The following is a 15,783-nucleotide window of genomic DNA, read 5'->3' as shown; positions in this document are numbered from 1 at the left end:
CCTGCGCCTGCCGAAGAGCACCACGAAGACCTCTGCCCACACCCCCCGACCATGCCGGACGATTCCTTCATGACCGATCTCGACGCCGCCAAGGCCGGCCTCGCCTCCGAGGACACGCGCGGCCAGGGCCTCGACGCCCGTCTCGTCGTGGACCGCGGCGCCTTCCGCCTCGACGTGGCGCTGTCCGCCGCACCCGGTGACGTCGTCGCTCTGCTCGGCCCGAACGGCGCCGGCAAGACCACGGCCCTGCGCGCACTCGCGGGTCTCGTCCCGCTCACGGGCGGCCATCTGCGTCTCGACGGTGTCTCGTTGGGCCGTACACCTCCCGAGTCCCGCCCGGTCGGCGTGGTCTTCCAGGACTACCTGCTCTTCCCGCACCTGACGGCTCTGGACAACGTGGCCTTCGGACCGCGCTGCCAGGGCGCGAGCAAGGCGCAGGCCCGTGCGCAGGCCGCCGAATGGCTGGACCGTATGGGCCTGGCCGACCACACCGGCGCCAAGCCCCGCCGTCTCTCGGGCGGTCAGGCGCAGCGCGTCGCCCTCGCCCGCGCCCTGGCCACCCACCCCCGCCTGCTGCTCCTCGACGAACCCCTCGCCGCGCTGGACGCCCGCACCCGCCTCGATGTACGGGCCCAACTCCGCCGCCACCTGGCCGAGTTCGAGGCGGTCGCCGTCCTGGTCACCCACGACCCGCTGGACGCCATGGTGCTGGCCGACCGACTGGTCGTCGTCGAGCATGGCCGCGTCGTCCAGGAGGGCACCCCGTCCGACATCGCCCGTCATCCCCGTACGGACTACATCGCACAGCTGGTCGGCCTGAACCTGTACCGGGGGCAGGCCGAGGGCCACACGGTCCGCCTCGAGGCGGGTCCGGCCATCACCACCACCGAGGACCTCTCGGGGGGAGTCTTCGTGGCCTTCCCTCCGAGCGCGGTCACCCTCCACCGGGACCGTCCCACCGGCTCCAGCGCCCGCAACCTCTGGCGCTGCGAGGTCGCGGGCCTGGAGACCCACGGCGACCAGATCCGCGCCGGCCTCACCGGCGAACTCCCACTCGCCGCGGACCTGACCACGGTCGCCGCGGCCGAACTCGACCTGCACCCGGGCGCACCGGTCTGGGCGACGGTGAAGGCGACGCAGACGCACGCGTACCCAGCCTGACACCGAGACGCGGTTACGGTGGGGCCACCCAGGCCCAAAGCCTGACAAACCCCACCTTCTGTGAGGCATCCCCCATGAGCCTGAGCATCCGCAACCAAATTCCCGGCACCGTCACCGCCGTCACCCGCGGCGAGGTCATGGCAACCGTCAAGGTCCGCCTGGCCGGAGGCCAGGACCTCACCGCGGCGATCACCCTGGAGGCCGTCGAGGAACTCGGCCTCACGGCGGGCTCCGCCGTACGCGCCCTGGTGAAGTCGACGGAGGTCTCCCTCGCCACGGACGGGGTCGACGGCCTCTCCATCCGCAACCAGCTCCCCGGCACGGTGCGTGACGTCGCCACCGGCGGTGCCATGGCCACCGTCAAGGTCGCCGTCGACGGCGCCGAACTGACCGCGGCGATCACCAAGGACGCCGCCACCGACCTCGGCCTGTCGGCGGGCTCCCCCGTCATCGCCCTGATCAAGTCGACCGAGGTGTCACTCGCGTCCGCCTGACACGCAGGGGCTCCCCGCACCCCAAGAGGGACGCGGGGAACTGCGCGACCGGCAGACGACGCACCGGACGTCCCGCGGAGGCTCAGTCCTCGTACGCGTCCAGCGGCGGGCACGAGCAGACCAGGTTCCGGTCACCGAAGGCCTGGTCGATACGGCGCACCGGCGGCCAGTACTTGTCCGCGGCCGAGACACCGGCCGGGAAGACGGCCACCTCGCGGCTGTAGGCGTGCTCCCACTCCCCGCCGAGCGCCGCGGCGGTGTGCGGGGCGCCCCGCAGCGGGTTGTCGTCGGCCGGCCACTCGCCCGCGCCGACCTTCTCGATCTCCGCATGGATGGCGATCATCGCCTCGCAGAACCGGTCCAGCTCGATCAGGTCCTCGGACTCGGTCGGCTCGATCATCAGCGTCCCTGCCACCGGGAACGACATCGTCGGCGCGTGGAAGCCGTAGTCGATGAGCCGCTTGGCGACGTCGTCGACGCTCACGCCGGTCGCCTTGGTGAGCGGGCGCAGGTCGATGATGCACTCGTGCGCGACCAGCCCGCCGGGGCCGGTGTAGAGCACGGGGTAGTGCGGCTCGAGCCGCTTGGCGATGTAGTTGGCGGAGAGCACCGCCACCTGCGTGGCCCGCTTGAGGCCCTCGCCGCCCATGAGGCGGACGTACGCCCACGAGATCGGCAGGATGCCCGCGGAACCCCACGGGGCCGCCGAGATCGGGCCGACCCCGGTCTCCGGTCCGGCCGCGGGCTGCATCGGGTGGTTCGGCAGATACGGCGCCATGTGCGCCCGTACGGCCACGGGGCCGACGCCGGGACCGCCGCCGCCGTGCGGGATGCAGAACGTCTTATGCAGGTTCAGGTGCGAGACGTCGCCACCGAAGTGCCCCGGCTGGGCGAGCCCCACGAGCGCGTTGAGGTTGGCGCCGTCGACGTATACCTGGCCGCCCGCCTCGTGCACCTGCGCGCAGATGTCGGCGACATGCTCCTCGAACACGCCGTGCGTGGACGGGTACGTGATCATCAGCACCGAAAGCTCGTCGCGGTGCTTCTCGATCTTCGCCCGCAGGTCCTCGACGTCGATCTCGCCGTCCTCGGCGGTCTTCACGACGACGACCTTCATGCCGGCCATGACAGCGCTGGCGGCGTTGGTGCCGTGCGCGGAGGACGGGATCAGACAGACGGTGCGCTGCTCGTCCCCGTTGGCCCGGTGGTACCCGCGTACGGCGAGCAGACCGGCCAGCTCGCCCTGCGACCCGGCGTTGGGCTGAAGGGAGACCTTGTCGTAGCCGGTGACCTCGGCGAGCCGCTCCTCCAGCTCATGGATGAGCGTGAGGTAGCCCTGCGCCTGCTCGGCGGGCGCGAAGGGGTGCAGCTGGCCGAACTCGGGCCAGGTGACCGGCTCCATCTCCGTGGTCGCGTTGAGCTTCATGGTGCAGGAGCCCAGCGGGATCATGCCGCGGTCGAGCGCATAGTCGCGGTCGGCCAGCCTGCGCAGATAGCGCAGCATCGCGGTCTCGGAGCGGTGCTGGTGGAAGACCGGGTGGGTCAGGTACGCGTCGGTGCGCAGCAGCGCGGCCGGCAGGGCGTCCTCCATGGCCGCGTCCAGCGCCTCGATGTCGGCCTCGACCCCGAACGCCGTCCACACGGCGGCGATCTGCGCCCGCGTGGTGGTCTCGTCGCAGGCGAGGGACACGTGGTCGGCGTCGACGAGGTACAGGTTGACGCCGTGCTCGCGCGCCGCGGCCACGGTCTCGGCGGCCCGGCCCGGCACCCGCGCGGTGAGCGTGTCGAAGAAGGCGCCGTGGACGACCTCGACACCGCCAGCGGTGAGACCCGCGGCGAGGAGCGTGGCGTAGCGGTGAGTGCGCTGAGCGATGGCCTTCAGGCCCTCGGGCCCGTGGTAGACGGCGTACATGCCGGCCATCACGGCGAGCAGCACCTGCGCGGTGCAGATGTTGCTGGTCGCCTTCTCCCGGCGGATGTGCTGCTCACGCGTCTGCAGGGCGAGGCGGTAGGCCCGGTTCCCGTCCGCGTCGACGGAGACGCCCACGAGCCGCCCCGGCAGGCTGCGCGCGAACTTCTCGTGCACGGACATGTAGCCGGCGTGCGGCCCGCCGAAGCCCATCGGCACACCGAAGCGCTGCGTCGTACCGACCGCGATGTCCGCGCCGAGCTCGCCCGGCGAGGTCAGCAGCGTCAGCGCGAGCAGGTCCGCGGCGACGGTGACGAGCGCGCCCAGCTCGTGGGCCTGGTCGATGACCGGCTTGAGGTCGCGCACGGCACCGGAGGCGCCCGGGTACTGGATCAGCACGCCGTTGATCTCGCGCTCGGCGATCTCGGCCGGGATGCCGTCGCTGAGGTCGGCGACGACGACCTCGACGCCGGTCGGCTCGGCGCGGGTCTCGATCACGGCGATGGTCTGCGGCAGCGCGTCCGCGTCGACCAGGAAGAGGCCCTTCTTGTTCTTGCCCATGCGCCGGGACAGCGCCATGGCCTCGGCCGCGGCCGTGCCCTCGTCGAGCAGCGAGGCGCCCGACGTCGGGAGTCCGGTGAGCTCGGCGACCATGGTCTGGAAGTTCAGCAGCGCCTCGAGACGGCCCTGCGAGATCTCCGGCTGGTACGGCGTGTACGCCGTGTACCAGGCCGGGTTCTCCATGACGTTGCGCAGGATGACGGGCGGCGTGAACGTCCCGTAGTAGCCGAGACCGATCATGGAGCCGAGTACCTGGTTGCGGTCCGCGAGGGAGCGCAGCTCGGCCAGCACCTCGGCCTCGGTGCGCGCGCCCGGCAGGTCGAGCGCGTCAGCGTTCTTGATCACATCCGGCACCGCGGCTGCCGTGAGCTCGTCCAGCGAGCCATAGCCGACCTGCGCGAGCATCTTGGCCCGCGCCTCGTGGTCGGGCCCGATGTGGCGCTGCTCGAACGGGATTCCCTGTTCGAGTTCGGAGAGCGGAATGCGGTGGGCGGTCATTGCGGAGGCCTCCTGGTCTGACGCGACCTGCGAGGGGCACCACGGCGTGGGTACCCGGACGGCCTCCCCCTCTGTCATCTCAACCTGAGAGCTTCACCGGCTCGCCCAGGAAGGGGTTGCCGGCTTTCACCGTCGGTGAGGGCGGGAGCCGTCGACACCCGCCCTGCTTTCCAGAGTGACCTCGTCCGTGCGGTACGTGGGCCTGAGAGATTCCGGGGAGGATTTGCTCCTTCGGCGCCTCCGACAATGTTCCGGAGGACTCTCCCGCACGGGGTCAGCAGCCGTTCGCCAGCCTACCAGCGAGGTCGGCACCGGATCCTTCGAGTGGCCACCTTCCTGAATGTGCTCTTTTGTAGTGCTTACGGATGAGTTGCGACCAAGAGGAGGGCCCGTGCAGACCGAAATCGATCCGCGCAACCTGATCGGCCGCAAGGCGTTCGACCGCAATGGCACCAAGATCGGCACGATTGACGAGGTCTACCTCGACGACGCGACCGGTGTGCCGGAGTGGGCAGCCATACGTACCGGCCTGTTCTCAAGGGACGCCTTCGTCCCGCTCGAGCCCAGCGAACTGATCGAGGGCGCCCTGCGTGTCCCCTTCGACCGCGCCCTGATCAAGGACGCCCCCGACTTCGGCGTCGGCCGCCACCTCTCCCCCGAACAGGAACTCCAGCTCTACCACCACTACGGCCTCGACATCGCCGCTCCTCCCCCATTCCCGGACCGCGACTTCGGCAAGCTGGCCGGCACGGACGAGGCCTGAAGGCCGCCTCCCGGCCGGGCCGACGGACCGGGCGCGCTCCGCCCGGGAACACGCGCCGGGGCCCTTCCGCGCCGGCCAAGCCCCGGCAAGGCACTGGGGCCCCACGACGCTCATCCTGCCTCTGCTTCCCGGGAAAGCCGCCCCTTGGCAAACTGCCGCACCGCGCTCACCCCGAGGCAGCCGACCGCTCCCCCGCGACACCGGGGTCCGCAGCCAGGGCCCCGTCCTCCTCCGGTCTTCGCCGCACCAGCGGCAGCGGATCCGCCGGTTCCAGATCCGGGTCGTCGATCCGGAAAGTCCGTACACGCCCCGGTTCCGAGTCGGGCGTCTCGAACCGCACGGTGACCCGCCCGAGGCCGCTGCCCTGCACCCACCCGTGCCCGTACTCGGCATGCCACACGTCGTGCCCCGCCGGCCAACGCCGCTCGACCTGCTCCCGCGGCTCCTGGACGGGCTCGTCCACCGTCAACTCCTCCACCGCACCCTCCGCCCGCTCACTGGCCGCCTGCGCGAACAGATCCTCCTGCGTGTAGTCGGCGAGCCCGGACACTCCCACCCCGAGCAGTCGCACACCGCCCGTGGTGTCCACGGAGTCCAGCAGCCGGGCGGCCGCCTCCCGTACGACCGCCGGATCGTCCGTGGGTCCCCGCAGCGTCTCGGACCGGGTCAGCGTGGAAAAGTCGTACCGCCGCACCTTCAGCACGATGGTCCGCCCCGACAGCCCGGCCCCGCGCAGCCGCCGCACGCACCGGTCGGCCAGCCGCTGCACCTCGAACCCCACCCTGAGCCGGTCGTGGATGTCCACGTCGTACGTGTCCTCGACCGACACCGACTTGGCCTCCCGCTCGGCCACCACGGGCCGGTCGTCGCGCGCCAGCGCCATGGCGTGCAACGCGTGCCCGTGCGCCTTGCCCAGCAGCCGTACGAGCTCGTCCTCGCCCGCCTCGGCGATCCCGTCGACCGTGGTGATCCCGGCCCGCCGCAGATGGTCCCCTGTGGCCGGCCCGACGCCCGGCAGCGTCCGCACCGACATGGGCCCGAGCAACGCCCGCTCGGTGCCCGGCTCGATCAGCACCAGCCCGTCCGGCTTCGCCTGCTCGGAGGCGATCTTCGCCAGCATCTTGGAGGCGGCAAGCCCCACGGACCCCGTGAGCCCGGTGCCGGTCCGTATGTCGGCGCGCAGCTTCAGGCCGGCCAGCCGGGCCGACTCCGCGTCCCAGGCGGCTTCCCCGGCCTCCAGGTCCACGAACGCCTCGTCCAGGCTCAGCGGCTCCACCAGCGGCGACAGCGCTCGCAGCAGCCCCATCACCTGCTCGCTGATCGACCGGTAGAACCCGAAGCGCGGCACCAGGTACGCCGCGTTCGGAGCCAGCCGGCGCGCCTGGGCCATGGGCATCGCCGAGTGGACCCCAAAGACCCGCGCCTCGTACGAAGCGGTCGCCACCACCCCGCGCGGCCCGAGCCCGCCCACGACGACGGCCTTCCCGCGCAGGCTCGGCTTGGACGCCTGCTCCGCCGAGGCGAAGAAGGCATCCATGTCGAGATGCAGGATCGTGGGCGCGGTTCTCACATCTCCGATGCTGCCCTACGCCACTGACAATGCCCCGGTACGGCTCCGGGGCAGGGCTCAGACGGCCCGGTTGCGCCGCCGCGCCAGCTCGTCGGCAGGGTTGGGCCCGACCAGGGTCTCGCCCGTGTCGATCCGCTCCCCGTGCAGCTGCGACAGGGCGCTCTCCACGTCCCGCCACACGACGCCCACGGCGATCCCGAAGATGCCCTGACCGCCCTGGAGCAGCGCGTGGACCTCGTCGGGCGAGGTGCACTCGTAGACCGTGGCGCCGTCGCTCATCAGCGTCATGCGCTCCAGGTCGCTGAAGCCCCGCTCCCTGAGGTGCTGGACGGCGGTGCGGATGTTCTGCAGCGACACCCCGGTGTCGAGGAACCGCTTGACGATCTTCAGGACAACCACGTCGCGGAAGCTGTACAGCCGCTGCGTCCCGGATCCGTAGGCGGGCCGCACACTCGGCTCGACCAGCCCGGTACGGGCCCAGTAGTCGAGTTGCCGGTAGGTGATGCCGGCGGCCGCACAGGCCGTCGGGCCTCGATAGCCGATCTGCTCGGACGCCATGGACGTCGCCCCTCCGCTGCTCGGCACGGCCGTCGGTCGCTGCGGAGCGTGACCGGCCGCGTCGCTGTGAAGCGGGTACGGACCGCTCGCCCCGAAACCGTGTCCGGGGGCACCCCCAGCCATACCGCCGCCGCTGCTGCTCACGCCGACCTCCGTCCTTGACCTGCCTTCTCGACGGTAGGCAGTCACCAGGGGCGCGTCAACGATCGCCACACTCGGCACGCCGAGTGATAATCACCCTAAGAGTGGTTTCCCGTACCCCACCGCGGGGAAAGGCTAGCCGAATGCTCTCGGAGAGAGCCGTAGGACGCTCTCACTCGCCGCTGGCAATTGCCGCCGTTCCGGTCCGTCACCGGGCCCACGGCGCCCCGTCCCGCACCGGCTACTGGCTGCTGGTCCCGAAGTCCTCGGGGGAGATCTGGTCGAGGAACTCGCGGAACTTCTCCACCTCGTCCTCCTGCTCGTCCGGGATCGCGATGCCCGCGTCGTCGAGCACCGTGTCACTGCCGTAGATCGGCGTCCCGGTACGCAGTGCCAGCGCTATGGCATCGGACGGACGGGCACTGACCTCGACCCCGCTGGCGAAGACCAGCTCCGCGTAGAAGACGCCTTCACGCAGGTCCGTGATGCGCACTTCGGTGAGCTCCTGGCCAACGGCTTCCAACACGTCCTTGAACAGGTCGTGGGTCAGCGGTCGCGCGGGGGCCATGCCCTGCTGGGCGAAGGCGATGGCCGTCGCCTCCCCCGGCCCGATCCAGATGGGGAGGTAGCGGTCGCCTCCCACTTCACGCAGGAGCACGATCGGTTGGTTGGAGGGCATTTCGACCCGGACACCTACGACATCGAGCTCGTTCACACAGCAACCCTAGGCCGTGCCCGGGACGTTTGGGTAGTCGGGCCGGGAACGGGTGCCCGATCACGGCTCCCGGGACCACCCGGTTCAGGGCAGCCGGACCCCGAGCGCCGTCTGTACCAGTGCCGCGTGCAACTTCACCGTGAGTCCCGCCAGCTCCTTGGTGCGATCCTCCGCGTGTGCCCTGGTCTGCGGATTGCGGTGGCGCTTGAGCGGGGCCACCACCTGGTCCACGAGCCCGGCCTCGCGGTCGGCTGCGGCCTTCATCACCCGCAGGTGCCGAGGCTCGATCCCGAACCGTCCCAGCTCGGTGACGAGCGAGGCCACCGTGACCGCCTCGGCGTCGTACACCTCGCCCTCCAGCGGGGTGATGAGACCATAGGACTCCCACTCCTCGAGTTCCTGCTCGCCGACCTCCGCGGCTGCCAGCAGCTCGGCCCGCCCGATCCGGGCCGCGGTGGGCCCGTCGGACGCCTCCGGCAGGGCCTCGCCGTCCCGCTGGCGCCCCACGGCCGGCAGCCGCACGGCCTCACCGCGCTCCATCGCCTCCAGGTGCTCACGGATCACCTTGAGCGGCAGATAGTGGTCCCTCTGCATCCTCAGGACATGACCGAGGCGCTCGACATCCTGAGTGCTGAACTTGCGATACCCCGAGGGGGTCCGCTGCGGCTCGATGAGGCCCTCCGACTCCAGGAAACGGATCTTGGAGATGGTGACCTCGGGGAACTCCTCGCGCAGCACGTTCAGCACCGTGCCGATACTCATCAGCCCACTGTCCGCCGCGGCGGCGCCGTGCCCGGCACCGCCGCCCGGTGTTCGAAGCATGGACCTTCCCTGACGGGTGTCAGTAGCCTCGCTGGCTCGCGTAGAAGACCAGCCGGTACTTGCCGATCTGCACCTCGTCACCGTTCGACAGAGCGACCTGGTCGATCCGCTCACGGTTGACGTACGTGCCGTTGAGGCTGCCCACGTCGGCGACCGTGAACGTGCCGTCCTGGCCACGTCGGAACTCCACGTGCCGGCGCGAAACCGTCACGTCGTCCAGGAAGATGTCGCTCTGCGGGTGACGCCCGGCCGTGGTCAGCTCGCCGTCCAGAAGGAAGCGGCTGCCCGAGTTCGGCCCCCGGCGCACGACCAGGAGCGCGGAACCCAGCGGCAGCGCATCGACGGCCGCCTGCGCCTCGGGCGACAGCATCGGCACCGGCGTCTGACCGGTGGCTTCGGCGTCGTAGGCCTCGATGCCGGAGATCGAGATCGTGGATGTGGTCTCCGACGCTCGCTCGGGCGTCAGGCCGGGGCGCAGCGGCGCGCCGCAGTTGGAGCAGAAGCGGCTGTTCTCGCCGTTGCGGTTACCGCACCTCGTACACACCAGGGCCGACACGGAAAACCCTCCACCCGTACTTGAGGTTGACGGTTGCCCGAAACCTATGCCTCCGGACTGGGCAGGGTCAACAGACGGCGCGCCCTGACCTCCGGAAATGTCACCGCCGGGACCAGCCACCTGGTCCCGGAACAGCGGCCGCTGGCCCTCTGCGTCGGGCTGTGCGCGATGGCGAGCGGTCGCGTTGCCGCTGCCCTCTCGCGCGCTCTTGCCGAACAACTTCGCAAACAACTTCACGGGCGATTCCCCTTGACCGAAACAGACCCGCCCGTGGGGCAGGACGAACCCTGACTCATTACGCCGGTCGAACCGGACATCCTCACAACGTCCGTATCCACCAGACAGTTTCCACCACGCACCACCCATTCGGTGCGCCGACCCCCCGCAACCTCATGCCCTCGCGCGTCGGCCGCCATGCACCCCCGGTTCACTGGGAGGACGACCGAGCGTAGTCAGGCCGCTTCGCCGCCCGCAAGGCGTCCACGACGATCTTGCTCGAACGCTCGACGGTGACCGTGGCCTGCTCCTTCTCCAGTGTCTGCACCACGCCTCCGGGGATGTTGAGCGCCGGTTCGAGATCCTGCGGCTTGCCGATGACCTTGAAACGATACGGAGCGTTGATCTGGTTCCCGTCGACGCTCACGCTCTTGCCGGAGTCCGTCAGGTACGTGCCGGCGACCACGCGCACGCCGTTCACCTGGATCGCCTCCGCACCGGCCGCGCGCAGCTCCTGGATCGCATCGAGCAGCATGTCCGCCTCGACCGTCCCCTTGGTGTCCTCGATCGTCATCGTGATGCCGGGCCCCTGCGCGGCCACCGTGCCCGCGAGGATGCCGAGTTGTCTCTCCTTCTCGACCGTCTGCTTACGGGCCTCCTCGGCCTGGTCGGAGCTGTTCTCCAACTCGTCGCGCTGCTTCTCCAGACCTTGCTTCTCGTCCTCAAGACGCTGAGTGCGGTCGTCGAGTTCATCGAGAATGCGAACAAGGTCTTCCTGGCGGGCTCCGCGCAGCGCGCTGTCACTGTCGCTGTTCGACGCCACCTGCACGGCCAGTCCGAAGCCGAGACCGAACAGCAGCACGGCCACGATGAGTTGGGCACGGGAGACACGCGGCGGCCACAGCCCCTTCACCAGCCGCTGGCGGCCGGTCAGCGTGGGCCCGGGCGTCTTCTCGCGGACCTGCTCGGGCTCGGGAACCTGCGCGGGCACCTCATCAGGCAGTTCCTTGCGCAGCCTGTGCTCGGGCTCGGGCTGCTGCTCGTCCTGGTTGCTCATCGGTGGTCTCACGCCCGGAACACATGCCGGCGGATGGCCGCGGCGTTGGAGAAGATGCGGATGCCGAGGACGACCACGACACCCGTGGAGAGCTGGGCGCCCACACCCAACTTGTCGCCCAGGAACACGATCAGCGCGGCCACGACGACGTTCGACAGGAACGACACCACGAACACCTTGTCGTCGAAGATGCCGTCGAGCATGGCCCGCAGACCTCCGAAGACGGCGTCCAGCGCCGCCACGACGGCGATCGGCAGGTAAGGCTCGACGACCGCCGGAACCTCAGGCCGGACCAACAGGCCGGCCACGACTCCCACGACGAGGCCCAGTACGGCGATCACGATGTGCCCTTCTCGGTTATCGGCTGTGCTGTACGTACGATCACACTCGGTGCGGCGGGCAGCCGGAGGTCGTCCACCGTGGAGATGCTGGTCCGGATGCCGTAGTTCTCCTGCAAGGCGTTCAGATACAGGCCGTCGGCGCTGTTCTGGAACCTGGTGCTAAGCCGCTCCCCGGCCCCCACCGCGAGCACCGCGTACGGCGGCACCAGCGGCTTGTTGTCGACCAGTATCGCGTCACCCGCGGCCCTGATCGCCGACAGCGCCGTCAGCCGCTGTCCATTGATGGAGATCGCCTCGGCGCCCGACTCCCACAGCCCGTTGACCACACGCTGCATGTCCCGGTCGCGCACCCGCCCGGTGTCGGAGAAACCGGACGTCTCACGCGGATCGCCGTCACCGCCGGTGGTGGCTTCCTTGGCGTCGTTCACGACCAGTTTCACGCCGGGGCCGTGCACCTCTGCGGCGCCCGACAGTATGCCCACCAGCTCTGCCTGGTCACCGCCGCCGCTCTGGTTGAGCGCCTCGCGCTGCCGCGCGCTCACATCGCCCCTGAGCGTGTCGACAGTGCCCTCGAGCTTGTCGGCCTTCTCCGTCTCGCGGTCGATGCGGTCGATCAGCTCCTGGCGCTCCTTGGCGACAACCGGGGCCGCGACCCGGGCCTGCGCCGCGCCCACGGTGACGACGAGCGCCGCGAGCACCAGGCCGGCGGCGAGACCGAGCTTCGCGCTGAGCGTCCTGGGCATGCCGACGGCACCTTCGGACTTCTTCCGGGCGGCGGCCTCGGCGTATCCGTCGTCGAGGCTGTGGTCCATGACGTTGGTGAGCAGCGACATGGACGCGTCCGGACGCGACGGGCGCGTAATTGTGCTCCGAACGGGGGGCTGCTGCGGCATGCCGCACATCGTCGCATGTCGCGACCGCTACCTCCGAACGGCCCCACCTGCGTGCCGGACAGGCCCCCTTGGGGACACTTGTCCGGCACGCACGCGTACTGGGTGTTTCAGCGGCCGGCGCTGTCCACGACCGCCGACCACTCGTCCAGCAGGGCCTGCGCGGATGCGTCGTCCGGCCCTTCCGCCCACAGGTGCGTGACCGCTTCGGCCGGGTCGGGCAGCACCATCACCCAGCGCCCGTCGGTCTCCACGACCCGCACACCGTCAGTGGTGTCCACGAAGCGGTCTCCTGCCTCCTCGACCACGCGCCGCATGACCAGTCCCTTCACGGCCCACGGAGTCGCCAGATCCCGCTTGAGGACGTGCGCCCGCGGGATCCGCGCGTCGATCTGGCTGAGGGTGAGCTGCGTCCGTGCCACCAGCCCGATCAGCCGTACGAAGGCAGCCGTACCGTCGAAGACGCTGCTGAACTCCGGGACGATGAATCCGCCCTTGCCGTCCCCGCCGAAGATGGTCGTCTCGTCACGCCCGACCCGGGTCAGGTCGTCGGGCGAGGTCGTCGTCCACTCCACCTGGGTCCCGTGGTAGGCCGCCACCTGCTCGGCGATCCGGGTCGTGGTCACCGGCAGCGCCACACGGCCGCTGCGCCGCTCCGCGGCCACGAGATCGAGCATCACGAGCAGCGCGCGGTCGTCCTCCACGATCCGCCCCTTCTCGTCGACGAGCGACAGCCGCTCACCGACGGGGTCGAACCGCACTCCGAACGCGGCCCTGGAGGACGCGACGATCTCGCCGAGCCGCACCAGTCCCGACCGCCGCACATCGGCGCTCTCCGTCGGCCTGGACTCGTCGAGACCGGGATTGACGGTCAGCGAGTCCACCCCCAGCTTGCCGAGCAGACTGGGCAGGACGAGCCCGGCCGAGCCGTTCGACGCGTCGACCACGACCTTCAGCCCGGACTCGGCGATACCGGTCGTATCGACGTTCCGCAGCAGCGAACCGGTGTACGAGTCGAAGACGCTGGCCGGGAAGTACAGATCCCCGATCTCTCCCGGGAACGCACGCCGGTACTCCTGTCGCGCGAACACCCTGTCCAGCTTCCGCTGGCTGGCCTGCGACAGGTCCGCGCCCTGCCCGTCGAAGAACATGATGTCAACGGAGTCCGGCACACCGGGCGACGTCCTGATCATGATCCCGCCGGCACTGCCCCGCGCGGTCTGTTGCCGCGCGACCGGCAGCGGTACGTTCTCCAGGTCCCGAACGTCGATGGCGCTGGCCTGCAACGCGGAGATGACGGCCCGCTTCAGCGCGCGGGCACCACGGGAGTGGTCGCGGGCCGTGGTAACTGTGGAGCCCTTCTTGAGCGTCGTCGCATAGGCTCCGGCAAGCCGCACGGCCAGCTCCGGCGTGATCTCCACATTGAGGATCCCGGACACCCCTCGGGCCCCGAACAGATGGGCCTGTCCCCGCGACTCCCAGATCACCGAGGTGTTGACGAAGGCGCCCGCCTCGATGGTCTTGAACGGGTAGACCCGGACGTTGCCCTGCACGATCGATTCTTCACCGATCAGGCACTCGTCACCGATGACCGCGCCGTCCTCGATCCTGGCGGCACGCATGATGTCGGTGTTCTTGCCGACCACACAGCCTCGCAGGTTGCTGTGTTGTCCGATGTAGACGTTGTCGTGCACCACGGCCCTGTGCAGGAAGGCCCCGGTCTTCACGACGACATTCGAGCCCACGACGGTGTGCTCGCGGATCTCGGCGCCGGCCTCGACCTTGGCGTAGTCACCGATGTAGAGCGGCCCCCGGAGCACGGCGTCCGGATGTACTTCGGCGCCCTCCGCCACCCATACGCCCGGAGAGATCTCGAAGCCGTCGAGCTCGACGTCGACCTTTCCTTCCAGGACGTCGGCCTGCGCCTTCACATAGCTCTCGTGCGTACCGACGTCCTCCCAGTAACCCTCGGCGATATAGCCGTAGATCGGCTTGCCTTCCTTCATCAGCTGCGGGAAGACGTCGCCGGACCAGTCGACGGGCACATCGGGCTCGACATAGTCGAACACCTCGGGCTCCATGACGTAGATGCCCGTGTTCACGGTGTCCGAGAAGACCTGTCCCCAGGTCGGCTTCTCAAGGAAGCGCTCGACCTTGCCCTCTTCGTCGACGATGGTGATGCCGAATTCCAGCGGATTGGGTACGCGCGTCAGGCAGACGGTGACCAGCGCGCCCTTTTCCTTGTGGAAGTTGATCAGCTCGGTCAGGTCGAAGTCGGTCAGGGCATCGCCGGAGATGACGAGGAAAGCATCGTCCTTCAATGCTTCCTCGGCGTTCTTGACGCTTCCGGCGGTACCGAGTGGCTTCTCCTCGTTGGCATAGGTGAGCTCCATCCCGAGCTCTTCGCCGTCTCCAAAGTAGTTCTTGACGAGCGATGCCAGGAACTGCACAGTTACGACGGTCTCATTGAGCCCATGCCTTTTGAGCAGCCGCAGAACGTGCTCCATGATCGGCCGGTTGACCACCGGCAGGAGCGGCTTGGGCATACTCGAGGTCATGGGGCGAAGGCGTGTGCCTTCGCCTCCGGCCATCACGACGGCCTTCATGTCGGAAGCGTCCTCCTCTAAGAGACGACGGTCTAGCCGACTTCACCCGTCCTGATTGTCCCGCACTTTTCTGCAACGGGCCATCGAGCCACTGTTACCGCCGAAGGGCGAGCTCAGTCGGCCATGGCGTCCGCACGAACCAGACGGCGGACTTGTACCACGTAGAGGACTCCTGCCCACCAGTACAGGGTTGTACCCCATCCTGCGAACGCCCATCCGAAAACAGCGGCAAGTGACGCGATCCATCCACTTCCGTCGCTGAGCAGGAGGAGCGGGAAGGCGTACATCAGGTTGAACGTGGCGGCCTTGCCCAGGAAGTTAACCTGGGGCGGCGGATAGCCGTGCCGCCTGAGGATGCCCACCATCACCAGCAGGACCAGCTCGCGCGCAAGAAGTACAGCGGTCAACCAGATGGGCAGAATCTCGCGCCAGGTGAGCCCGACCAACGTCGAGAGAATGTAGAGCCGGTCGGCCGCGGGGTCGAGGAGCCGGCCGAGGCTGCTGATCTGGTTCCAGCGCCGCGCCAGCTTGCCGTCCAGGTAGTCGCTGACTCCGCTCAGAGCCAGTACGAGTAGGGCCCAGCCGTCGCTCTTGGGACCCCCGAACTCGGGCCTGAGGATCAGCCACAGGAAGACAGGCACGCCGACGAGACGCGCCATGCTCAGGATGTTCGGGATGGTGAGGACCCGGTCTGTCTGGACACGGGTCTCCTGGACCTCCACCCGGGGGCCTCCAGTAGAAAATAAGCCAACGATGCCCCCTGACCTTACCCCAACGCAAAAAAGCTCTGGCCCTTGGGCTGGTGCCCAAGAGCCAGAGCTCTAAAAGGAGTTCGGCGGCGTCCTACTCTCCCACAGGGTCCCCCCTGCAGTACCATCGGCGCTGTAAGGCTTAGCTTCCGGGTTCGGAATGTAACCGGGCGTTT

Annotated in this window: 14 protein-coding genes, 1 rRNA gene and 1 riboswitch; of the genes, 3 read left to right on the top strand and 12 right to left on the bottom strand. The window is 69.3% G+C overall.

From position 1 onward, the window contains the following. Positions 1-69: 69 nt before the first annotated feature. Both ABT114_RS43590 and ABT114_RS43585 read left to right on the top strand, forming a co-directional pair. On the top strand, positions 70-1,161 hold the full coding sequence (locus ABT114_RS43590) for an ABC transporter ATP-binding protein (RefSeq protein ID WP_351150864.1): 1,092 nt from the start codon (positions 70-72) through the stop codon (positions 1,159-1,161). A 74-nt stretch (positions 1,162-1,235) separates the two neighbouring features. Further along, positions 1,236-1,655 (top strand): TOBE domain-containing protein, encoded by a 420-nt coding sequence (locus ABT114_RS43585; protein WP_351150861.1) that lies wholly within the window; start codon positions 1,236-1,238, stop codon positions 1,653-1,655. 82 nt (positions 1,656-1,737) lie between these two features. Here the strand turns inward: ABT114_RS43585 and gcvP are convergent, their stop codons facing one another. Then, positions 1,738-4,623, bottom strand: coding sequence for an aminomethyl-transferring glycine dehydrogenase (gcvP, locus tag ABT114_RS43580; RefSeq protein ID WP_351150858.1), 2,886 nt, complete (start codon positions 4,621-4,623; stop codon positions 1,738-1,740). A gap of 180 nt (positions 4,624-4,803) precedes the next feature. Continuing rightward, positions 4,804-4,900: riboswitch (glycine riboswitch) on the bottom strand. A gap of 114 nt (positions 4,901-5,014) precedes the next feature. On the opposite strand from gcvP, the gene ABT114_RS43575 reads away from it, so the two are divergent. After that, on the top strand, positions 5,015-5,386 hold the full coding sequence (locus tag ABT114_RS43575) for a PRC-barrel domain-containing protein (protein ID WP_351150855.1): 372 nt from the start codon (positions 5,015-5,017) through the stop codon (positions 5,384-5,386). A 166-nt stretch (positions 5,387-5,552) separates the two neighbouring features. Here the strand turns inward: ABT114_RS43575 and ABT114_RS43570 are convergent, their stop codons facing one another. From ABT114_RS43570 to rrf, 11 genes are all read right to left on the bottom strand, one after another. Further along, entirely contained in the window at positions 5,553-6,956 is a 1,404-nt protein-coding gene (locus tag ABT114_RS43570; RefSeq protein ID WP_351150853.1) for a DNA polymerase IV, read from the bottom strand. Between the two features lie 57 nt (positions 6,957-7,013). After that, the gene (locus tag ABT114_RS43565) at positions 7,014-7,658 is read right to left on the bottom strand and encodes a MerR family transcriptional regulator (protein ID WP_351150850.1); all 645 of its coding nucleotides are present in this window, start codon (positions 7,656-7,658) and stop codon (positions 7,014-7,016) included. A gap of 238 nt (positions 7,659-7,896) precedes the next feature. Then, complete coding sequence (locus tag ABT114_RS43560) at positions 7,897-8,370, bottom strand: bifunctional nuclease family protein (protein ID WP_026253112.1); 474 nt, start codon at positions 8,368-8,370, stop codon at positions 7,897-7,899. Positions 8,371-8,454: 84 nt separating this feature from the next. Further along, complete coding sequence (gene ftsR, locus ABT114_RS43555) at positions 8,455-9,192, bottom strand: transcriptional regulator FtsR (protein WP_351150848.1); 738 nt, start codon at positions 9,190-9,192, stop codon at positions 8,455-8,457. Positions 9,193-9,211: 19 nt separating this feature from the next. After that, positions 9,212-10,114: an FHA domain-containing protein gene (locus ABT114_RS43550; RefSeq protein WP_351150845.1), complete on the bottom strand. Its 903-nt coding sequence runs from the start codon at positions 10,112-10,114 to the stop codon at positions 9,212-9,214. A 61-nt stretch (positions 10,115-10,175) separates the two neighbouring features. Then, positions 10,176-11,021, bottom strand: a complete 846-nt coding sequence (locus ABT114_RS43545; protein ID WP_351150843.1) for a DUF881 domain-containing protein — start codon at positions 11,019-11,021, stop codon at positions 10,176-10,178. Positions 11,022-11,029: 8 nt separating this feature from the next. Next, complete coding sequence (locus ABT114_RS43540; RefSeq protein WP_003988855.1) at positions 11,030-11,362, bottom strand: small basic family protein; 333 nt, start codon at positions 11,360-11,362, stop codon at positions 11,030-11,032. Further along, positions 11,359-12,195 (bottom strand): DUF881 domain-containing protein, encoded by an 837-nt coding sequence (locus tag ABT114_RS43535; protein ID WP_351150840.1) that lies wholly within the window; start codon positions 12,193-12,195, stop codon positions 11,359-11,361. The genes ABT114_RS43540 and ABT114_RS43535 overlap by 4 nt, the downstream gene beginning before the upstream one ends. A 167-nt stretch (positions 12,196-12,362) precedes the next feature. Further along, entirely contained in the window at positions 12,363-14,858 is a 2,496-nt protein-coding gene (locus ABT114_RS43530) for a sugar phosphate nucleotidyltransferase (RefSeq protein WP_351150838.1), read from the bottom strand. Positions 14,859-14,971: 113 nt separating this feature from the next. Further along, entirely contained in the window at positions 14,972-15,580 is a 609-nt protein-coding gene (clsA, locus tag ABT114_RS43525) for a cardiolipin synthase ClsA (RefSeq protein ID WP_351150835.1), read from the bottom strand. A gap of 108 nt (positions 15,581-15,688) precedes the next feature. Beyond that, positions 15,689-15,783, bottom strand: a 5S ribosomal RNA gene (gene rrf, locus ABT114_RS43520); the annotation flags it as partial.

This window comes from Streptomyces sp. NPDC002088 (assembly GCF_040296605.1).
GTDB lineage: Bacteria > Actinomycetota > Actinomycetes > Streptomycetales > Streptomycetaceae > Streptomyces.
This window is presented reverse-complemented; position numbering and strand designations above follow the sequence as displayed.